A 19,416-nucleotide genomic window follows, 5' to 3' on the forward strand; every position below is an offset into this window, starting at 1 on the left:
CGAGCATGAGCAGGCGGGGCGCCACCGCGGCGATGGGCGCCATGGCCGTCGCAGCAGCCACGGGGCCCCTCGCGACCGGGACGGCCCACGCGGACGAGCGGCCGTTCCGCGCCGACACCGGGGCGCGGCCCGCCAAGCGGCCCAACATTCTGGTCATCCTCGGCGACGATCTCGGCTGGGCCGATCTGGGCTGCTACGGCTCGCCCGCCATCCGCACCCCGCACCTGGACGGGCTCGCGCGGCAGGGCGTCCGGTTCACCGACGCCTACTCGGCCGCCGCCGTCTGCTCACCGACCCGCTTCGGCCTCTACACCGGCCGCTACCCCGGACGGCTGCGCGGCGGACTGGAGGAGCCGATCGCCCGCCCGGACGAGCTGCACGGCATCCCGCCGGGCCATCCGACGCTCGCGTCCCTGCTCAAGGGCGCCGGGTACGCCACCGCGATGTTCGGCAAGTGGCACTGCGGCTTCCTGCCCTGGTACAGCCCCCTCAAGTCGGGCTGGGACACCTTCTTCGGCAACCTGTCGGGCGCCGTCGACTACTACTCCAAGATGACCGCCGACGGCCGCGACCTGTACGAGGGCGAGGTCCCCACCGAGTCGCTCGGCTACTACACCGAGACGATCGCCGACCGCGCCGCCGCGTTCGTCCGCGAGGCGCGCGGCGGGCCGTGGCTGCTGAACCTCAACTTCACCGCCCCGCACTGGCCCTGGGAGGGGCCGGGCGACCGGGCGGTGAGCGCGGAGATCACCGCGCGGATCAGGGCGGGCGACTCCCGGGCGCTCTGGCACGACGACGGCGGCTCCCTCGACACCTACCGCCGGATGGTCGAGGCGATGGACGCGGGCGTCGGCCGCGTCCTGGCGGCGCTGCGCGAGACCGGCCAGGAACGTGACACGCTCGTGCTGTTCTCCAGCGACAACGGCGGGGAGCGCTGGTCCTACCAGTGGCCGCTCAGCGGCGCCAAGGCCGGGCTCAACGAGGGCGGCATCCGGGTGCCGAACATCCTGCGCTGGCCCGCCCGGATCCGCCCCCGCCAGGTCAGCGGCGTCCCCGTGATCACCCAGGACTGGACGGCGACGATCCTGGAGGTCACCGGGGTGCGGCCCGCCGCGTCCCACCCGCTGGACGGCCTGAGCCTCGCCGGGCACCTGCTGCGCGGCGAGCGCGCCCCCGGGCACGACCTGTTCTGGCGCACCCGGACGGCGCGGGCGCTGCGCCGGGGCCGCTGGAAGTACCTGCGCGCGACCCCGTCCGCCCCGGGCGCCCTCTACGACCTCGCCGCCGACCCCCGGGAGCAGGCCGACCTGGCGCACCGCCGCCCGGAGGTGTTCACCGCGCTGAAGTCGCGCTGGGAGGAGATCGACAAGGGGCTGCTGCCCTACTCCTGACCCTCCGCCAGCCTGCCCAGCATCTCGGGCAGGTCGCCGTCGTGGACGACCGTCATGCGGCGCGTCGCCCGGGTCAGCGCCACGTAGAGGTCCTGCCCGCCCTTCGGCGACTCGCCGAGGATCCCGGCGGGGTCCACGACGATGACCGAGTCGAACTCCAGGCCCTTGGCCTCCCCGGCGGTCAGCACGACGACGGGGGAGTCGAGGGCCTCGGGCGTGGCGCCCACGGCCGCGTCCGGCAGCGCGGCGAGGACGCCGGGGTGCCGCGCCGCCGAGGAGATCACCGCGAGCCGCCCCTCCGCGACGCCGCCGCCCGCCGACGGGCCGGTGGCGACCTCGGCCAGCTCGGCGCCGACCAGGGCCGGGAGCTCCGCCACCCCCGCCTCGACGGCGCGCGGCGGGGCGCCGTCGTCGCGGACGGGCACCGGGGGCACCTCGCCCGGCGCGACGGCGGCCAGCACGTCCTGCGCCACCTCCATGATCGCGGCCGGGGTACGGTAGTTGACCATCAGCCGCTGCTCGCGCCAGCGCCCCGGGACGTAGCGGTCGAGCATCTGCCCCCAGGACGCGGCGCCCGCCGCGCTGCCGGTCTGCGCGATGTCGCCGACGACGGTCAGGGACCGGGTCGGGACGCGGCGCATCACCGCCCGCCAGGCCATCTCCGACAGCTCCTGCGCCTCGTCGACGATCACGTGCCCGTAGGCCCACTCGCGGTCGGCGGCGGCGCGCTGGGCCGTGGTCAGCGCCGGCCCCTCGTCGTGGTGGCGCTCGGCGAGCAGCGCCGCGTCCACGGTCTCGGCGCCGGTCGACTCGATCACCTCGCGGGCGTACAGCTCGTCCGCCTCGCGCCGCCTGGCCGCCGCCCGGCGCCGGGCCCGCGCGGGCGCGTCGTCGGAGCCGAGCAGCTCGGCGGCCTCGTCCAGCAGCGGGACGTCGGACGTCGTCCACGGCGACCCGGGCGGACGGTGCAGCAGCGCGACGTCCGGGACCTCCGCGCCGAGGCGCGCGAGGGCGTCGGGGTCGGCGAACAGGTCGGTGAGCAGCTCCTGCGGGGTCAGCTCCGGCCACAGCGCCTCGATCGCCGCGCGGACGAGCGGCTCGTGCCAGAGGCCCTCCTTGGCCAGGCGGAGGTCGGCCTCGTCCAGCAGCGGCGCGTCCTCGGCCTCGTCGAGCAGCTCCTGGAGCCAGCCGGGGACCTGGCCCGCGCGGATGATCTCCTCCAGCGGCTCGTCCATGATCTTCTCGAACTGCTCGGCGCGGTTCACCGCGAGCGCCTCCAGCAGGTCGTGGACGAACCGCCGCCGCTGGAGGTTGTGCGGCAGCCGCAGCGCGCGGGCCCGGTCGCGGGCCATCGCGCACGCCACCTCCTCGACGTGCAGGGTCAGGCCGTCCGACTCGACGCTCAGCCCCCCGGACGGGACGCGCTGGCGGTCCAGCACGGCCGCCTCGACCAGGCCCGCCATCGCGAGGCCGCCCTTCACGACCGCGACGGCGGGGGAGTCGGACGCGGTCGCCCGCAGCCCCGGGTACAGCTCGCCGACCGTGGCCAGCGCCACGTCGGTCTCGCCGAGGCCCGGGAGCACCTGCTCGATGTAGCGCAGGAACGTCGCGTTCGGGCCCACCACGAGGACGCCGCGCCGCTCCAGCACGTCCCGGTGCGTGTAGAGCAGGTAGGCGGCGCGGTGCAGCGCCGCGACCGTCTTGCCCGTGCCCGGCCCGCCCTGGACGACCAGCACGCCCTGCAGCGCCGAGCGGATGACCTGGTCCTGCTCCTCCTGGATCGTGGCGACCACGTCGCTCATCCGGCCCGTCCGGCCGCGCCGCAGCGTCGCCAGCAGCGCCGCCTCGCCGACGATCCCGCCGCGCTCGGACTCCGCCAGCCCCTCCAGGTCGAAGACCTCGTCGTCCAGCCGGACGACCTCCCGCTGCCGCAGGTGCAGGTGGCGGCGCCGCGCGAGGGTGCCGGGCGCGCCCGGCGTGGCCGTGTAGAACGGGCGCGCCGCCTCGGCCCGCCAGTCGATCAGCATCGGCTCGTGGTCGCCGTCGCGCAGCCCGATCCGGCCGACGTAGAAGGTGTCGCCGGGGCCGTCGGCGTCGGAGCGGTGGTCGATGCGGCCGAAGCACAGCCCCTGCTCGACGCCGCTCAGCCTGGCCAGCCGCCGGGCCGCCTCGTCGGTGGCGACGGCGCTCTCCAGCCGTGCCTGGAACGCGCTCCCGCCCCCCGCGGCCGGGCCCCTGCGCAGCGCGTCCTCGGCCCGGGCGCGCTCGGCGTCGAGCCGCTCGTACACGCGGGACACATGCTCCTGCTCCGCGCGCAGGGCCGCCTCGCGCACCTCGTCCCGAGGTTCTCGACGTTCGGGCTTGACAGCATCCGGTTGACGGAGTCCCATGCCTCGGCTACACTCCTGTTCATAGGATGGAGTTTGGTGTGCGCAGTTCGTAAGCCGCCACCTTATCATCCGAATCCCGTCCTTCGTGCGTGTTCCGAAGGACCACCTCTCCGCCGCCGATCCGGCGCTGATCCGCGGCCGGTCCGCCGCCGGTCCGCCGCCGAACCGATCTTTCCTGTTGTGGCGGCCGTCACCCGCGCGGCGTCTCCCGGTCACCGGCCTTCACGAGGCTTTCCGGCGTTTACTGCCAGACGTCCGAAAGGTCGCGTTTCACATGGCCGACTCCGCGCCCCAGCTCAACCGGAGATCCTTCCTCGTCGTCGGCGGCCTCGCCGTCGGCACCGCCACCGCGGCGGGCGGCGTCCCCGGGACCGCCCACGCCGCCACGCTCCGGTCGCGCGCCCTCGCCGGCGACCCGTTCACGCTCGGCGTCGCCTCCGGCGACCCCGACCCGCGCGGTTTCGTCCTCTGGACGCGCCTCGCCGTCGACCCGCACGCCGAGGACGGCCTCGGCGGCATGCCCGCGCGGCCCGTCCCCGTCCAGTGGGAGGTGTCCTCCGACGACCGGTTCCGCCGCGTCGACCGGCGCGGCACCGCCGTCGCGAGCCCCGAGGCCGCGCACTCGGTCCACGTCGAGCTGAACGACCTGCGCCCCGGCCGCGACTACTGGTACCGGTTCCGCACCGGCACCCACGTCTCGCCGGTCGGCCGGACCCGCACCGCGCCCCGCGCCGACTCCTTCGGCCCGGCCCTCGCGATGGGCTTCGTCTCGTGCTCCCAGTTCGAGCACGGCTGGTTCACCGCCTACCGGCGGCTCGCCGAGGAGCACCCCGACCTGATCCTCCACCTCGGCGACTACCAGTACGAGTACAAGAAGGGCGTCTACACCATCCCGGGCGGCAACGTCCGCGACCACGAGGGCCCCGAGACCGTCACGCTCGCCGACTACCGGCTGCGGCACGCCCAGTACAAGTCCGACCTCGACCTCCAGGCCGCGCACGAGGCCGCGCCCTGGCTCGTCGTGTTCGACGACCACGAGGTCGAGAACAACTGGGCCGACGACGTCCCCGAGGAGGGCTCCGACACGCCCGACCCCGCCGACTTCGCCAAGCGCCGCGCCGCCGCGTTCCAGGCGTACTACGAGAACATGCCGCTGCGCCGCCGGTCGGTCCCGAGGGGGCCGGACATCCAGATCTACCGGCGGGTCCAGTGGGGCAAGCTCGCCAACTTCCACATGCTCGACACCCGCCAGTTCCGCGACGACCAGGCGTGCGGCGACGGCAACAAGGTCTGCGACGCCGCGAACGACCCGAAGCGCTCCATCACCGGGGAGCAGCAGGAGAAGTGGCTGATCGACGGGTTCCGCCGCTCCGAGGCCCGCTGGGACGTCATCGGCCAGCAGGTCTTCTTCGCCCAGCGCGACAGCGACGCCGGGCCGCTGAAGAAGACCTCGCAGGACGCCTGGGACGGCTACGTCGCCTCCCGTGACCGCATCACCAAGGGCTGGGTGGACGCGAAGGTCCGCAACGCCGTCGTGCTCACCGGCGACGTCCACGCGCACTGGGCGAGCGAGCTCAAGGCGAACTACGACGACCCGGGCTCGGCGACCGTCGGCTCCGAGCTGGTGTGCACCTCGATCACCAGCACCGGCGACGGCAAGGACTCCAACCCCGCCGACCACCCCTACCTCAAGATCAACAAGCACCTGCGCTTCTACAACAACCAGCGCGGCTACGTCATGACCCGGATCGGCAAGGAGGAGATGAAGGCCGACTTCAAGACCCTCCCGACCGTGCGGACGCCCGGCGCCGAGATCTCGACCAAGGCCACCTTCGTCATCGAGGACCGCGTCCCCGGCCCGAAGCAGACCTACCTGCGCCCCTACGCCGCCGCGAAGGCGTCGGCCGGGTCCGACCAGGCGGTCATCGACCAGACGATCCGCAACGAGACCCAGCCCTGACCCCCGGCCGCGCGCGGCCGGGCCGCCTCCCTCAGCCGGGGGCGGCCCGGCCGCCGCGGCTCAGCGGTCGGCGCGCGGCTTCTTCGCCGAGCCGCTGAGGATGTCGTCGAGGTCGTAGGCGACCGGCACCTCCAACTGCTCGTAGGTGCACGACCCGGGCGTCCGGTCGGGACGCCAGTTGCGGAACCGCGCGGTGTGCCGGAACCGGTCGCCCTCCATCGCCTCGTAGGCGACCTCGACGACCAGCTCGGGACGCAGCGCCACCCAGGCCAGGTCCTTCTTGCCCGTCCAGCGGGAGATCGCGCCCGGCATCCGGTCGGCGGTCGCCTCGGTCTGCCGCGCCCAGCCCGCCCACGGATGGCCGTCGAGGTCCTCCATCCGGTAGGGCTTCAGCTCCTCGACCAGCTCGGCGCGGCGCTTCATCGTGAACGAGGCCGCGACCCCCACGTGCTGGAGGTTGCCCTCGGCGTTGAACAGGCCGAGCAGCAGCGAGCCGACGATCGGCCCCGACTTGTGCCAGCGGAAGCCCGCGACCACGCAGTCGGCGGTGCGCTCGTGCTTGACCTTGAACAGGACCCGCTTGTCGGGCGCGTACGGGACGTCGCGCGGCTTGGCGATCACGCCGTCCAGCCCGGCGCCCTCGAACTCCTCGAACCAGCGCAGCGCCAGCTCGTAGGAGTCGGACGCGGGCGTCACGAACACCGGCGCCCCCACCCCCGCCAGGGTCTCCACGAGGCGCCGCCGCCGCTCGCCCAGCGGCACCTCCATCAGCGACTCGTCGCCGACCGCGAGCAGGTCGAAGGCCACGAACGAGGCGGGCGTCTCCTCCGAGAGCAGCTTGATCCGGGACGCCGCCGGGTGGATGCGCTGCTGGAGGCCGTCGAAGTCGAGGCGGGTGCCCTTGCGCAGGACGATCTCGCCGTCGACCACGCACCGCTCGGGCAGCTCCCGCCTCACCGCCTCCACCAGCTCGGGGAAGTAGCGGGTCAGCGGCTTCTCACCGCGGCTGGACAGCTCCACCTCGTCGCCGTCGCGGAAGACGACGCAGCGGAAACCGTCCCACTTGGGCTCGTACAGCAGGTCGCCCTGGGGCATCGTCTTGACCGCCTTGGCCAGCATCGGCGACAGCGGCGGACTGATCGGCAGGTCCATGCCCCCATCTTGCGCCCTGCCACCGACAAAGGGGCAGGCCGGGGGGCCGGAAACGGTCATTGGCTACGCTGGCGCGCATGCGCCGCCTGCACCCCGAGCCCGCCGCCGGCGTCGATCCCTACGACGCCTACGGCGAGCCCCCCGGCCTGCGGCTCGGCATGGTCATGAGCGCGGACGGCTCGGTCACCGACGCCGAGGGCTGGACTGACGGCCTCGGCGGCGAGGCCGACTTCCGCGTGTTCCGGACGCTGCGCGCCCTCGCGGACGCGATCCTCGTCGGCGCCGGAACCGTCCGGACCGGACGGCTCGGCCCGGCGCGCCTCCGTCCCGACCTGCGCGCGCGCCGGGGCGGCCCGCCCGCCCCCATCGTCGTGGTGAGCCGCTCCCTGGACCTGGACTGGTCGCTTCCCCTGTTCACCGAGGCCGAGACCCCGACGGTCGTGGTGACGACGGAGCGCGCGCGGGCCCGCGTCCCGTCCGGCGTCACGGCCGTCGCGGCGGGGGAGGACGAGGTCGACCTGCCCGCCGCGGTCCGCGCGCTGCGCGAGGACCTCGGCCACGAGCGGTTGCTCTGCGAGGGCGGCCCCGCCCTCGCCACCGCCCTGCTCCGCGCCTCACTCGTGGACGAACTATGCCTGAACCTCGCCCCCACCCTCCTCGGCGGGCCCCGCCACACCCGCCTCCTCGGCGGCCTGGACGCGGAGGTCCCGCTCGAACCCGCCGCCCTCTACCTGGACGAGGGCGTCCTGTTCGTCCGCTACCTGGTGCGGGTGTAGCGGAGGAAGAGGAAGTCCTCGTCCTGGAGCGCGTGCGCCAGGCTCAACTCCTCCGGGACGGGCAGCGGCGGGCCGTTCAGGATCCGCGTCGCGGCGCCGGCCAGCAGCAGCGGGCTCAGCGTGAGGCACAGCTCGTCGAGCAGCCCCGCCGCGACGAACCCCGCGAGGACCGAGGGCCCGCCCTCGCACAGCATCCGGCGGTGCCCGCGCGCCTCCAGCGCCGCGAGCGCGGCGGCGAAGTCGAGCGTGGCCTCCCCGGCCGTGATCACCTCGGCGCGCTCGCGGGCCGCCCGCAGCCGCTCGGCGGGCGCGCCGGCGGGCGCCAGCACGATCGTCGGCTCCACCGCCTCGGTGAACACGGGCGCGTCGAAGTCCAGGTCGAGCGTGCGGGAGATGACCGCCAGCGGCGGCACGGCGGACCTTCCCTCGCGCAGGCCGCCCCAGCCCTCGCCCGGACGGACCGGGCCGTAGCCCTCGGCCCGCACGGTCCCGGCGCCGACGATCACCACGTCCGCGAGCCCGCGCAGCAGCGAGAACAGGAACCGGTCGGCGGCGTTGCCGAGGCCGCCGCTGAGCCCGGCGCGCTGCGCGGCGCCGTCCAGCCCGGCCACCATGTTGGCCCTCAGGTGGCGGCCCCGTTCGGGCGGGGCGTAGCGCTCGGCGAGGTCGACCGGGCCCGGCAGCGGCGACAGCGTTCGCAAGGTCTCCAAGGTGTCCATAGAGGACACAAGTTACCGCCCGGGCCGTCATCTCCCTGACGGGCCGCGTGACGCAGTGTGCGGCAATCTGTACGAATCAGTCATGGAGGTGTGCCCGCCGCGTCACACTGGGACCTCGGGCCACGGGGAACGAGAACCGCACCGAAGGGAGCGGACGTGGAGTTCGCTGCGCTCACCGCGTGGGTCCTCGCCGCGGCGGTGGGCGGCTACCTGCTGGTCGTCTGGATGGCGAACGGCGGCCGGTCGACGAAGGTCACCCGGTTCCCGATCCTGGTCGTCGTGGGGCACCCCCTGGCCGCCGTGGCCGGGCTCGCCGCCTGGATCGCCTACCTGTTCACCGGCACCGCCTGGTACGCCTGGGGGGCGTTCGCCGCGCTGCTCGTCGTCGCCTTCCAGGGCTTCATGCTGTTCACCCGCTGGCTCGTCGGACGCGGCGGGCGGCACGCGCGGGGCGCCGAGCAGGCGTTCCCGGCCACCGCCGTCGCCGTGCACGGGGCGGTCGCCGCCGTGACCGTCGTCCTCGTGTTCCTCACCGTCATCGTCCAGGCCAGGTGAGCGGGTTCAGCCGAGGCGGCGCAGGACGAGCAGCGAGCGGCCGGGGACGCGCAGGTCGTCGCGCGCCTTGACGCTCGGGCGCTCGCCCGCCGCGTCCGGCTCGGCCGTGTCCAGGACGAACTCCCAGCGCTCGCCGTACTCGCCGCCGGGCACGGTGAACCCGACCGCGTCCGGACCCGCGTTGACCAGCAGCAGGAAGGAGTCGTCGCGGACGCGGCGCCCGTGCGGGTCGGGCTCGGTGATCGCGTCGCCGTTGAGGAACACGCCGAGCGACTTGGCGAACCCGGCCTGCCAGTCGTGCTCGGTCATCTCCTCGCCCGCCGGGGTCAGCCAGGCGATGTCGGCGGCGGCGCCGGTGCCGGTCCCGGTGAAGAACCGGCGCCGACGGAACACCGGGTGGTCGCGGCGCAGCAGCGAGAGCGTCCGCACGAACTCCATGTCGCCGGGATCGTCCCAGTGCACCCAGGAGATCTCGTTGTCCTGGCAGTAGGCGTTGTTGTTGCCCTGCTGCGTGCGGCGCATCTCGTCGCCGTGCGAGAGCATCGGCACGCCCTGCGACAGGAACAGCGTCGCGAGGAGGTTGCGGCGCTGCCGCGCCCGCAGCTCCAGCACGGCCGGGTCGCGGGTGGGGCCCTCGGCGCCGCAGTTCCACGACCGGTTGTCGTCGGTGCCGTCCCGGTTGTCCTCGCCGTTGGCCTCGTTGTGCTTGTGGTCGTAGCCGACGAGGTCGGCGAGCGTGAACCCGTCGTGGCAGGTCACGAAGTTGATGGACGCGAACGGCCGCCGCGCGCTGTGCTCGTACAGGTCCGACGAGCCGGTCAGCCGGGACGCGAACTCCGGCATCGTCGCGTACGAGCCGCGCCAGAAGTCGCGGACGGTGTCGCGGTACTGGCCGTTCCACTCCGTCCACAGCGGCGGGAAGTTGCCGACCTGGTAGCCGCCCTCGCCCACGTCCCACGGCTCGGCGATCAGCTTGACCTGCGAGACGACCGGGTCCTGCTGGACGAGGTCGAAGAACGTCGACAGCCGGTCCACGTCGTGCAGCTCCCGCGCCAGCGCCGAGGCCAGGTCGAAGCGGAACCCGTCCACGTGCATCTCCAGGATCCAGTACCGCAGCGAGTCCATGATGAGCTGGAGCGCGTGCGGGTTGCGGACGTGCAGCGAGTTGCCGCAGCCGGTGTAGTCGAGGTGGTAGCGGCGGTCGTCGTCGCGCAGCCGGTAGTAGGAGGCGTTGTCGATGCCCCGGAACGACAGCGTCGGGCCGAGGTGGTCGCCCTCGGCGGTGTGGTTGTAGACGACGTCCAGGATCACCTCGATGCCCGCCGCGTGCAGCGCGCGGACCATCGCCTTGAACTCCGCCACCTGCTCCCCGCCGCTGCCGGCCGAGGCGTAGCCGTTGTGCGGCGCCAGGAACCCGATCGTGTTGTAGCCCCAGTAGTTGCCGAGGCCCCGCGCCACCAGCGCGTGCTCGGGCACCGACTGGTGCACCGGCATCAGCTCGACCGCCGTCACGCCGAGGCCGAGCAGATGCTCGATCATCACCGGGTGCGCGAGGCCCGCGTAGGTGCCGCGCAGGTCCTCCGGGATCTCCGGATGCAGCTTGGTCAGGCCCTTGACGTGCGCCTCGTAGATGACGCTCTCGTGGTAGGGGGTGCGCGGCGGCCGGTCGTCGCCCCAGTCGAAGAACGGGTTGACCACCACGTTCTTCGGCATGTAGGGGGCGCTGTCGTCCTCGTTGAGCGCCGCCGGCTCGGCGAAGCGGTAGGAGAACAGCGACTCGTGCCACCGCAGCGCGCCGTCCACGGCCTTGCCGTAGGGGTCGAGCAGCAGCTTCGCCGGGTTGCAGCGGTGACCCTCGCCGGGCTCGTACGGGCCGTGCACCCGGTACCCGTACCGCTGCCCGGGGCCGACGCCCGGCAGGTACCCGTGCCAGACGAGTCCGTCCACCTCGGGCAGGTCGCGCCGCACCTCGGCGCCCTCGGAGTCGAACAGGCACAGCTCGACCCGCTCCGCCACCTCGGAGAACAGGGCGAAGTTCGTGCCCGCGCCGTCCCAGGTGGCGCCCAGCGGATACGCGTCCCCGGGCCATACCTCCCGCGCGGCCTCTTCCATGCGCCCCCCTCGCCACTCGGCGTCGCCGATCGATTCTGACGTACCCGCCCTACCCGCGCGGCGGCACTCCATAGGGGAGACGCCAGACGATCTCGTCCTCGTCGGTCTCGGCGGTGGGCCGCAGCCCGAGCCGCGCCGCCACCGCGGCCGACGCGGCGTTGTCCGGATGGATCGAGGCGACGATCTCGGCGGCGCCGTGCGCGAGCAGCCAGCCCACCAGCGCCCGCGCCGCCTCGGTCGCGAAGCCGAACCCCTGGTAGGGCATGCCGATCACCCACGCGACCGACGCGGCGTTGCGCGCGGCCGACGGCGTGACCGTCGAGCCGTCCGCCGGGGCCGCCACGGTGTAGCCGGGGCGCGCGGGCGTCACGGTCGCCTGGACGTAGCCCACGGCCTGCCCGTCCCGGACGCGGCGCACGACCCAGTTGAGCCAGCCCTCCTGGTGGAACGGCGCCGGGCCCGCCACGAGGTGCTCGTACCGCGCGCGCAGCTCCTCGCCGGTCAGGGGCTCGCCGCCGATGTAGCGGTGCAGGCGCGGGTCGTCCAGCACCGGGGCCATCTCGGCCGCGTGGTGGACCGCCAGCGGCTCCAGGACGAGGCGCGGCGTGCTGATGGTCTCGGCGATCGGCCCGAACACCCGGCCGATCCTACGGCGTACGGCGTCCCGAACGGGCCGGTCAGAGCCCCGTGGCGCGCAGCCGGCGGGTCCAGACGCCCGGGGAGTGCTGCGACGGCGCCAGCCACAGCCACGGCTGCGCGCGCCGGAACTCCAGCTCGGTCCCCGGCTGCCAGGGGTACAGGCCCTCGGGGTTGGGCCAGACGACCTGGAGGAACGGCAGCGGAGGCTGCCGGTAGAACGTGACCGCCCCGGAGAACAGCGCGTCGTACCAGCGGGTGTCCACGGCCCGGAACGCCGCCGGGCGCCCCCGGACGACGTCGTCGCGCCGCTCGCCGTTGGAGGGCTCCGCGCCGTCGGCGGCGCGCCGGCCGAGGGCGTTGAGCGTCTCCTCCGTCTCGTACACGTCGCCGCCGAACATCGCCAGCTCGGGGGAGCGGTGGCTGTGCCACAGCCCGATCGTGTACGCCCAGCCCGGGACGTCCCCCTCCGGGTGGACGAGGACGACGCTCCACCCGTACTGGGTGATGTGCACGATCGTGCGGAGGCGGAAGTTGTCGAGCCGGTCGCGGTCGCCGTGGTCGTGGCAGATCACGCACGCGCATGGGGGGCGACCGTCGGGCATGGCCTTCAGCCTACGATCAATTCGCGCTTCCGGCTCGCCCCGGCGGGCCCGTGCGTAGCCGCCTCCTCACCTACCGCTCGTATCCGCGCCGGTCAGGACACTTTCCTAACAAATCCGTGAACAAGGGCTGGTCGGGTCGCCGCGGCCGCCGCTACTGCCGCACGATCCAGTGGTCGTTCGCGCCCGCGCGCACGAACTTCAGCGTCGGGCACCAGTAGTCGCGCGGGTTCGGGTCGGTGTAGGGCTGCCAGGGGGAGTCCGACGCTCCCGCCGGACGCCACGCGCCGTTCTGCCGGAGCTGGATGGCACTGCTCTCGAAGACGACGTTCTTGGCCTCGGCGCAGTAGTAGGCGTTCCCGGTGGAGGCGTTGCGGCTGGCGTACACCTCGAAGATGTCCCAGCCGTAGGTGAGCTGGCTCGTGTCGGTTCCCGACTTGCTGTAGAACAGGCTCCAACTGGCCGTCTTGTAGTTGTAGAGGTACGCCGACCACGCGTTCCCGCTCGTGCCGGTCCTGACGAGCTGGATGTTGTAGGCGGGATGGCCGTTCACGACCTGGGTGTAGGTCTGCAGGAAGGCGGCGTCCATCTTGATCTCTTTGGCGGGCCCGTTGCCGCCGCACCAGTCCCACGCCCAGATCTCGTTCCCGACGGCCTGCGAATAGACGGTCGTGACCTCCATGCAGGACCCGGCGGCCTTGATGGTGGGCGTGTAGGTGAAGTCGGCGCTGTTGGACACCCGGTAGGAGGTGTCGACGCTCTGCGTCGCCATCATCCCGTCGTGGCTCGCGGCGGTCGGCTCGACGCCCCAGAAATGGTGGAGCTGCTCGCGCCGCACCCGCATGCCGTGCAGTTCGCGGAAGGCGCGGGCGGCCTTCGCGCCCCCGGCGCCGCGGGTGAACGGCCGGGCCTCGGTGACGGTCCCGCTCTTGGGCGCGTCCGGGCTGGGGGAGGCCGGGGACGCGGCGGCCGCGGGCGGCTTCTCGCCCGGGGGCATCGCGGCGGCGGGAGCGGTGGCTCCGGCGGCGGGGACGGCCACCGGAGCCACCGTGAGGGTGGCTAGCGCGGCACACGTGAGCATGCTTCGACGCGGCATGGGGCTACTCCTTGGCGGGGGCGGAGCGGTCGGCATGCGCGCGCTTGCCGTGGCACGTGGCGGGGGGCGTGTCGTGCCGGTCCCAAGGATCATGACGGGCGCCGCGTTGTGTCAATGATCGGAATTTCAGCGCGCTTTCAGTACGCGTCGAAAAGGCCGTGCGGGCGGGCCGGATTCACCCCCGCCGGGGCGCCCGCGGTCAGGCGGTGATGGACGGTTCCGTGGTCAGCATCAGCATCGCGGCGTCGTCGTCGAGCGGCTTGCCCGCGTACCGGAGCAGATCCGCTTGGAGCGCGTCCAGCGCCGTCTCGGGATCGGCGCCGACGAGGAGGTCGGCGCGCTCGGCCAGCGGGTAGAACACGCCCCGGTCGTTGCGCGCCTCCACGACCCCGTCGGTGTAGAACAGCACCCGGTCGCCGGGCGCGAAGCCCACCGAGAACGGCGCGGCGGGCTCCTCGACGAGCCCCGACAGGCCGAGCGGCGGGGCCGGCTCCGGCGGGTCGAGCGCCTGCACCGCGCGACCGGAACGGATGAGCAGCGGCGGGGGATGGCCGCGGTTGAGCAGCGTGAGCCGGCCCGCCGGGTCGAGTTCGGCGAGCACCCCGGTGACGAACTGCTCGCTGGTGAGCTGCCGGGCCAGCGCCCGCTCGATCCGGTCGGCGACGTCGGGCAGCCCCGGCTCGTCGTAGGCGGCCTCGCGGAAGGCCCCGAGCACCACCGCCGCCGTCTCCACCGCGTCCAGCCCCTTGCCCTGGACGTCGCCGACGATCACCCGCACGCCCTGGGCGGTCATCACCACCTCGTACAGGTCCCCGCCGATCCTCGCGCGGGCGGACGCCGACAGGTAGCGGACCGCCGCGCGGACGGGCCCCACCCGGCGCGGCATCGGGCGCAGCAGCACCCGCTGCGCCACCTCGGCGATCGTCCGCACGTCGGCCAGCTCGCGCTCGTTGCGCTCGCGGTAGGCGGCGGCGAGCATCCCGGCGGCCGTCACGCCGACGACCGAGATGAAGGTGGCGTCGCCGGCGCGGGTGCCGATGATCTCGTCGTGCCGCGCCAGCCCCGCGCACAGCGCGATCGCGAACAGGCCCACCCACGCCGTCCGCCGCACGCCCCCGGCCAGGCTCGCGAACGCGGGGCCGAGCGACAGCAGCGGCAGGTAGCCCACGCCGGGCCCGGCGGACAGGTCGACGGCGGCGACGAGCGCCATCATCGCGAAGGGCAGGATCGTCAGCGGGGAACCATGGCGTCTCCCCAACTGCCCACCTCCGTCCGCGACCTTTTCCACCCCTCACGTGCAGCTTAGTGTCGCGGGTGGCGCTCTCCGCGCAGCACGCCGCCGGGTCGGCGGGGCGCCTCAGGGCTTGCGGAGGACGCCGCCGTACTCGCGGAAGTCCCGTCCCATCCGGGAGGCGCCCACGAACGGGGTCAGCTCGCCGGGCACGGGCGCCGGCGGCGGCTGGCCCGGGTCGGGACGCCAGTGGACCACGTTGACCAGGCCGGGCTCGACCGGGTCCAGGCCGTCCAGGAGCGCGTCGACCTGCGCGCGGGTGCGGGTCTGCCACGCGATCCCGGCGGCGCCCATCCGGGCGTCGAGGTCGGCGGCGCGGACGGGGTCGGAGCAGACGATCTCCGAGAACGCCAGGTGGCTGCCGGGCGCGGCGCGCTCCAGCGCCGTCCGCAGGACGCGGCGCGGGTCGTCGGCGTCCAGCAGGTGGTGGGCGACCGACAGGAACGGCACCGCGAGCGGCTCGTCGAAGTCGATCAGGCGGCCGACCTCCGGATGGCCGAGGACCGCCTCCTGGTCGCGGAGGTCGGCGGTGATCACCGCGGTGGAGCCGTCCCCGGCGAGCAGCGCGCGGGCGTGCGCGAGGACGACGGGGTCGATGCCGGCGTAGACGGCCCGGGCGTCCGGCGCGAACTCCCGATCGACCTGGTGGACGTTGGCGTCGGCCGGGAGCCCGCAGCCCATGTCGAGGAACTGCCGGATGCCCGCCCCCACGACCAGGTGGCGGACGGCCCGGTACAGGAAGAGGCGGTTCTGCCGGGTGATGTCGACGCTCTCGGGGGGAAGGCGGGCGCCGTCCTCAGCGCGAACTCCCGATCGACCTGGTAGTTCTCCTTGCCGCCGAGGGCCCACCCGTAGACACGGGCGGAGGTCGGGACGTCGTCGGGGATGTCTCGCGTGTCCATATCGCTTCTCCCGGAGCCTCGTGGCCGGGTATCCCGCTCGCGGGGAAACCATCCCGCCACGGGGATCGTCATGGCCCGGTTCGGCCATCCCCGCGTCCCGCTCCGGCCATCGCGGCCGCGGACGTGTCGGACGAACTACTCTCCGGAATACGGATGTCGCAGGGGCGGGGGCGGTGGCCATGAGGGGTCTCCGGATCGGCGCCGTCGCGGGTGCGCTGTCGCTCGTCCTCGGCTGCGGGGCGGTCGACGACCCCGGGACGGAGCAGACGGCACCGGCGCGCTCCGGCGGACCCTCCGGGGTCGGCGCGCCCGGCTCAGGCCAGGGCGGCGCGGGAGGCGGCTCAGGGCAGGGCTCCGGCTCCGGCTCCGGTGCGAAGGAGTACCCCTGGAGCCTGCCGGGCGGCGACCCCGGCCTCACGGTCGCGGTCGGCGCGATCTACATGGCGATCCGGGCGGGCGACTGCGCCGGGGCCCAGGCGAAGTACGACGCCTACGGCGAGAGCGGCGGCACCCTCAGCGACGAGGGCGACAAGACGATCCTGCGGGTCGGGATCGCGCTGTGCAGGGGCGACCGGGCGACGGCGCTGAACGAGTTCGCGTCCTACGAGTGGCCCGGATACGACGACAACTGGTTCCAGTGCCAGCTCTACACGGTGGCGGGCAGCGTGCTGCGGCACCGGCCGCCGTCCTCGTTCGCCGACTGCCCCGCCGTCCAGCCCGGGACGGGGACCTCCGACTCGCCCTCGCCCGAGGTGAGTCCCGACGACCCGCCCACCGACGGGTCGCCGCCGCCCACCGACGAGCCGTCCCCCTCGGCGGAGCCGAGTTGACCCAGGAGGCCCCCGAGCCCCCGCCTGAGCAGGAGGGGGTCGGGCCCGGCGTGCTGCGCTGGCTCGCCGGGCTGATCGCCAACGTCACCGTGCTGACGGCGCTGCTGGTGTACTTCGGCTGGCAGCGCAACTACGTCATGGCCGACCGGGTGGGGATCGAGGAGAGCGTCCTCGGCCAGTCCGTGCGCGACTACCTGCTGCGGAGCGTCCGTCCCGCCCTGGTGCTGCTCCTGCTGGTCGCCGTCTGCGGGCTCGTGTGGCTCCAGGTCGACCGCGTGCTCGCCCCGAGGGTCCGCGACCGGGGGACGCGGGACCGCCTCGTCCGCCGCGCGCTCGGGTTCCTCTCGGTGAGCTGGCTCGCGCTCCCGCTCGCGGTCTACGCGCTCGGGTTCACCGCCCGCGCCCTCGCCCTGGACGGCGGGCGGGAGTTCGCCTACGTCGCCTGGCCGCTCAGTATCGGCGCGGGCCTGCTGCTCACTTTCTACGGCACGCAGTTGCGCGGGACTTCGCCCGCCGACAAGGAGCCGCTGCTGCGCGCTTTCGTCGCGGTCGCCGTCGTGGTGATGCTCTTCTGGGGGACCTCCAACTACGCGACCCTGCAAGGCAATGCCCTCGCCGACAAGCTCATCACGGGCATTCACCGGCAGAACGAGGTCACCGTCTACAGCCCAAAGCGTTTGTTCCTGGCCGCCCCCGGGGTGACCGAGACCGAGCTTCCGGGCAAGAACGCCGCCTACGGCTACCGGTATGGCGGCCTGCGCCTGCTCGCCCATGCCGGAGGCCATTATTTTCTGGTCTCCGACAGCTGGGCACCTGGCGGCGCGGTGATGGTGCTCAGCGAGAAGGACAATCTCCGCCTGGAGTTCTCCCGCACCTGAACGCCCTCGTCAGGGCCCCGCACAGCCCTGGGGGCCGGGCTTTCCGGGCATATCGGTTGCTTCACGGGCGCCCGGCCGAGGAACTGCGGTAAGTGAACTCCGCGCGTTCATCGGCGTAAGGCTGTTGCAATTGGGAAAGCTCGCCTATCATCGGCTACTCTCGAACTGAGAAACCGAGTGGGAGGAAGTTGCTCATGGCGCAGAAGGTCCAGGTTCTCCTGGTTGACGACCTCGACGGCGGGGCGGCGGAGGAAACCGTCTCCTTCGCCCTCGACGGCCGGTCGTATGAAATTGATCTGAACAAGAAGAACGCGGCCAAACTACGCAAGGCGTTCGCGCCCTACAAGGACAATGCCCGCCGTGCCCGCGCCGTCGGCGCCCGCAGAGGCGCCGGCCGCGGGGCCGGCAACCGCGAGCGCAGCGCCGAGATCCGCGAGTGGGCCCGGTCCGCCGGCATCAAGGTCAACGACCGCGGCCGGATCCCCGCGACCGTGATCGAGCAGTACGAGGCCGCCCACTGACCCACCGTCCGGCGGGGGGCGCGGCCGGCAGGAAGGCTCCACGACGCGGCGGGCGCGGACCTCGCTCCCGGCGCGGTCGGCGGGGGAGCCCCTGGCGGACGGCCGCGCCCTCGCCCGCCGCGCGCCGACCCCCGCCCAGCCCGCCCCCAGGCCCCCGGTCCCACGCGCTCGCGAGACTCCCGGTCATAAAGTGGTGACCCGGGAGGTCTTGCCAGGTGGATGAAGCGCACGGGGATTGCGACGCCCCTTATCTTCGGCCGCTGCTTCATGCTCTGCGGTGGCTGGGGCGGGATGCGGAAGAGCAGGTCGCCTATGTGACCGCGGAACGTGTGGGTGTCGACGAGTTGGCGCTGATGTTCGACGACGTGTACCGGGGCGCCGGCCAACATCTTGCGTCGCGGCCCGCTGATGCGGCTCTTCTGGAGGAGCTCAACAAGATCGATCGAATCTTGGCCGAGATGACCGAGGGGCCGAGCGCGCTTTGGTCGCGCGAAGCGCCCTTCTCTGCGCGGGAGTGGGCCGATCTGCGGCGGCAGAGCCGCAGCGTCATCGGCATTCTGCGCCGGCAGTACCCCTGGCTGTGGGAACCGGGTGGAACGAACTGTTGAACCGGCTCCGCCCGCCGGGCCGTTTCAGGTAAATCAACGGCTGCCGTGCCACGCGCGGCGCGACGTCCCGGCCTTGGTCTACAGCTGAAGACCAAGGCGGCGTCATCTCGGTGTCGGGTATTCAGCGGCGAGCCGGGGCGGCGGTGGAACAGTGCGTCGTAGCCGCCCCCCGAATGGCCGGTTCGTGGCAGAGTATGGGGATGCCTGGCGCGCGGTACGGGGTGGATGCGCCCTACGGGTTCAGCTTCGTGGGCCTGGTCGTGGTGGGGTTCTGGGTGACCGGGCTGGTGATGGCGGTCACCGTCGATCTGGTCGCCGCGCTGCCCGCGCTGCTCGCGGGCACCCTGCTGGCGGGATGCCTGGCCCTGAGCCTGCACACCTCACTGCGCGGCAAGTTCCTGGTCTGGCGGGACGTGCTGGACGAGCTCGACCTGCGTGGCGACGAACGGCTGCTCGACCTCGGCTGCGGCCGTGGCGCCGTCCTGGTGGCCGCGGCCCGGCGCCTCCCGCGGGGCCGGGCGGTCGGCGTGGACCTGTGGCGCGGACTGCACCAGTCCGGCAATTCCCCGGCGGCGACCCTGCGCAACGCCCGTGCCGAAGGCGTCGCCGACCGCGTCCACGTGCACGGGGGCGACCTGCGCAGGCTCCCGTACGCGGAGGCGAGCTTCGACCTGGTCGGGTCCAGCCTGACGGTGCACACCATCTTCGGCGCGCACACCCGCGCCCAAGCGATCGCCGAGGCGTACCGGGTGCTGCGTCCGGGCGGCCGCCTGCTGATCGCCGACCTGGGGCGGACCCCCCGCGAGTACGCAGCCGTGCTGGCCCGGCTGGACGCCCAGGACATCCGCGTGCGCAGCCTCGGCTGGCGCGCGTGGTGGGGCAGTCCGTGGGTACCGACCCGCCTGCTCACCGCCCGCAAACCAGACGCCCCCTGAACACACCTACCGGCACGACCCAGGCTCCGTGGTCACCCGGCGCGGGAATGATCTCGCTGGGT

General features: G+C 73.5%; 18 protein-coding genes and 1 pseudogene. 9 read left to right on the plus strand and 10 right to left on the minus strand.

The features are described 5' to 3' along the window. The first annotated feature begins 5 nt into the window (after positions 1-5). The gene (locus KLI87_RS24990) at positions 6-1,391 is read left to right on the plus strand and encodes a sulfatase (RefSeq protein WP_250904196.1); all 1,386 of its coding nucleotides are present in this window, start codon (positions 6-8) and stop codon (positions 1,389-1,391) included. On the opposite strand, the gene KLI87_RS24995 is transcribed toward KLI87_RS24990, so the two are convergent. After that, complete coding sequence (locus tag KLI87_RS24995) at positions 1,382-3,781, minus strand: helicase (RefSeq protein WP_374225473.1); 2,400 nt, start codon at positions 3,779-3,781, stop codon at positions 1,382-1,384. The genes KLI87_RS24990 and KLI87_RS24995 overlap by 10 nt on opposite strands. A gap of 274 nt (positions 3,782-4,055) precedes the next feature. Here KLI87_RS24995 and KLI87_RS25000 point away from each other — a divergent pair, with 274 nt between their 5' ends. Further along, positions 4,056-5,741 (plus strand): alkaline phosphatase, encoded by a 1,686-nt coding sequence (locus KLI87_RS25000; protein ID WP_156215328.1) that lies wholly within the window; start codon positions 4,056-4,058, stop codon positions 5,739-5,741. A 60-nt stretch (positions 5,742-5,801) separates the two neighbouring features. Here KLI87_RS25000 and KLI87_RS25005 read toward each other — a convergent pair whose 3' ends face one another. Further along, complete coding sequence (locus KLI87_RS25005) at positions 5,802-6,893, minus strand: ATP-dependent DNA ligase (protein WP_214618917.1); 1,092 nt, start codon at positions 6,891-6,893, stop codon at positions 5,802-5,804. Positions 6,894-6,970: 77 nt separating this feature from the next. On the opposite strand from KLI87_RS25005, the gene KLI87_RS25010 reads away from it, so the two are divergent. Further along, positions 6,971-7,669: a dihydrofolate reductase family protein gene (locus KLI87_RS25010; RefSeq protein ID WP_156215330.1), complete on the plus strand. Its 699-nt coding sequence runs from the start codon at positions 6,971-6,973 to the stop codon at positions 7,667-7,669. Here KLI87_RS25010 and KLI87_RS25015 read toward each other — a convergent pair. Beyond that, entirely contained in the window at positions 7,651-8,388 is a 738-nt protein-coding gene (locus tag KLI87_RS25015) for a pyrimidine reductase family protein (protein WP_214618918.1), read from the minus strand. The two genes, KLI87_RS25010 and KLI87_RS25015, sit on opposite strands and share 19 nt — an antisense overlap. A 156-nt stretch (positions 8,389-8,544) precedes the next feature. On the opposite strand from KLI87_RS25015, the gene KLI87_RS25020 reads away from it, so the two are divergent. Beyond that, the gene (locus KLI87_RS25020; protein WP_214618919.1) at positions 8,545-8,943 is read left to right on the plus strand and encodes a hypothetical protein; all 399 of its coding nucleotides are present in this window, start codon (positions 8,545-8,547) and stop codon (positions 8,941-8,943) included. 6 nt (positions 8,944-8,949) lie between these two features. On the opposite strand, the gene glgX is transcribed toward KLI87_RS25020, so the two are convergent. The 7 genes and pseudogenes from glgX to KLI87_RS41620 form a co-directional block, all read right to left on the minus strand. Then, complete coding sequence (glgX, locus tag KLI87_RS25025) at positions 8,950-11,055, minus strand: glycogen debranching protein GlgX (RefSeq protein WP_214618920.1); 2,106 nt, start codon at positions 11,053-11,055, stop codon at positions 8,950-8,952. Positions 11,056-11,104: 49 nt separating this feature from the next. Further along, the gene (locus KLI87_RS25030; RefSeq protein ID WP_214618921.1) at positions 11,105-11,692 is read right to left on the minus strand and encodes a GNAT family N-acetyltransferase; all 588 of its coding nucleotides are present in this window, start codon (positions 11,690-11,692) and stop codon (positions 11,105-11,107) included. A 40-nt stretch (positions 11,693-11,732) separates the two neighbouring features. Continuing rightward, positions 11,733-12,296 carry a DUF4262 domain-containing protein gene (locus KLI87_RS25035; protein ID WP_156215333.1) on the minus strand — a complete coding sequence of 188 codons (564 nt, stop codon included), beginning with the start codon at positions 12,294-12,296 and terminating at the stop codon, positions 11,733-11,735. A gap of 151 nt (positions 12,297-12,447) precedes the next feature. Further along, positions 12,448-13,389 (minus strand): hypothetical protein, encoded by a 942-nt coding sequence (locus KLI87_RS25040; RefSeq protein WP_214618922.1) that lies wholly within the window; start codon positions 13,387-13,389, stop codon positions 12,448-12,450. 199 nt (positions 13,390-13,588) lie between these two features. Continuing rightward, on the minus strand, positions 13,589-14,647 hold the full coding sequence (locus KLI87_RS25045) for a PP2C family protein-serine/threonine phosphatase (protein ID WP_246249460.1): 1,059 nt from the start codon (positions 14,645-14,647) through the stop codon (positions 13,589-13,591). A 99-nt stretch (positions 14,648-14,746) separates the two neighbouring features. Further along, entirely contained in the window at positions 14,747-15,529 is a 783-nt protein-coding gene (locus tag KLI87_RS25050) for an SAM-dependent methyltransferase (protein WP_308166157.1), read from the minus strand. After that, positions 15,514-15,654, minus strand: a pseudogene (locus KLI87_RS41620) (hypothetical protein); the annotation flags it as partial. The pseudogene KLI87_RS41620 and the gene KLI87_RS25050, both read right to left, overlap by 16 nt. Before the next feature lie 107 nt (positions 15,655-15,761). Between KLI87_RS41620 and KLI87_RS25055 the strand changes: the two are divergent. The 5 genes from KLI87_RS25055 (at position 15,762) to KLI87_RS25075 (ending at position 19,354) form a co-directional block, all read left to right on the plus strand. After that, a complete protein-coding gene (locus tag KLI87_RS25055) occupies positions 15,762-16,412 on the plus strand; it encodes a hypothetical protein (protein WP_214618923.1) in 651 nt (216 codons plus the stop codon). Continuing rightward, complete coding sequence (locus tag KLI87_RS25060) at positions 16,409-17,290, plus strand: hypothetical protein (RefSeq protein WP_214618924.1); 882 nt, start codon at positions 16,409-16,411, stop codon at positions 17,288-17,290. The genes KLI87_RS25055 and KLI87_RS25060 overlap by 4 nt, the downstream gene beginning before the upstream one ends. A gap of 194 nt (positions 17,291-17,484) precedes the next feature. Next, a complete protein-coding gene (locus KLI87_RS25065) occupies positions 17,485-17,811 on the plus strand; it encodes an Lsr2 family protein (RefSeq protein ID WP_156215338.1) in 327 nt (108 codons plus the stop codon). A gap of 215 nt (positions 17,812-18,026) precedes the next feature. Next, on the plus strand, positions 18,027-18,419 hold the full coding sequence (locus KLI87_RS25070) for a hypothetical protein (RefSeq protein ID WP_214618925.1): 393 nt from the start codon (positions 18,027-18,029) through the stop codon (positions 18,417-18,419). 200 nt (positions 18,420-18,619) lie between these two features. Continuing rightward, positions 18,620-19,354 (plus strand): class I SAM-dependent methyltransferase, encoded by a 735-nt coding sequence (locus tag KLI87_RS25075; RefSeq protein WP_250904197.1) that lies wholly within the window; start codon positions 18,620-18,622, stop codon positions 19,352-19,354. Positions 19,355-19,416: the final 62 nt, after the last annotated feature.

The organism is Actinomadura sp. NEAU-AAG7, assembly GCF_018603865.1.
Taxonomy (GTDB): Bacteria; Actinomycetota; Actinomycetes; order Streptosporangiales; family Streptosporangiaceae; genus Spirillospora; species Spirillospora litoris.

What these genes read in the sequence shown, in the direction of transcription:
- KLI87_RS24990 (WP_250904196.1), top strand. Translation starts at nt 6, where the DNA reads ATGAGCAGGCGGGGCGCCACCGCGGCGATGGGCGCCATGGCCGTCGCA.
- KLI87_RS24995 (WP_374225473.1), bottom strand. Translation starts at nt 3,781, where the DNA reads ATGGGACTCCGTCAACCGGATGCTGTCAAGCCCGAACGTCGAGAACCT.
- KLI87_RS25000 (WP_156215328.1), top strand. Translation starts at nt 4,056, where the DNA reads ATGGCCGACTCCGCGCCCCAGCTCAACCGGAGATCCTTCCTCGTCGTC.
- KLI87_RS25005 (WP_214618917.1), bottom strand. Translation starts at nt 6,893, where the DNA reads ATGGACCTGCCGATCAGTCCGCCGCTGTCGCCGATGCTGGCCAAGGCG.
- KLI87_RS25010 (WP_156215330.1), top strand. Translation starts at nt 6,971, where the DNA reads ATGCGCCGCCTGCACCCCGAGCCCGCCGCCGGCGTCGATCCCTACGAC.
- KLI87_RS25015 (WP_214618918.1), bottom strand. Translation starts at nt 8,388, where the DNA reads ATGGACACCTTGGAGACCTTGCGAACGCTGTCGCCGCTGCCGGGCCCG.
- glgX (WP_214618920.1), bottom strand. Translation starts at nt 11,055, where the DNA reads ATGGAAGAGGCCGCGCGGGAGGTATGGCCCGGGGACGCGTATCCGCTG.
- KLI87_RS25035 (WP_156215333.1), bottom strand. Translation starts at nt 12,296, where the DNA reads ATGCCCGACGGTCGCCCCCCATGCGCGTGCGTGATCTGCCACGACCAC.
- KLI87_RS25040 (WP_214618922.1), bottom strand. Translation starts at nt 13,389, where the DNA reads ATGCCGCGTCGAAGCATGCTCACGTGTGCCGCGCTAGCCACCCTCACG.
- KLI87_RS25055 (WP_214618923.1), top strand. Translation starts at nt 15,762, where the DNA reads ATGAGGGGTCTCCGGATCGGCGCCGTCGCGGGTGCGCTGTCGCTCGTC.
- KLI87_RS25065 (WP_156215338.1), top strand. Translation starts at nt 17,485, where the DNA reads ATGGCGCAGAAGGTCCAGGTTCTCCTGGTTGACGACCTCGACGGCGGG.
- KLI87_RS25075 (WP_250904197.1), top strand. Translation starts at nt 18,620, where the DNA reads ATGCCTGGCGCGCGGTACGGGGTGGATGCGCCCTACGGGTTCAGCTTC.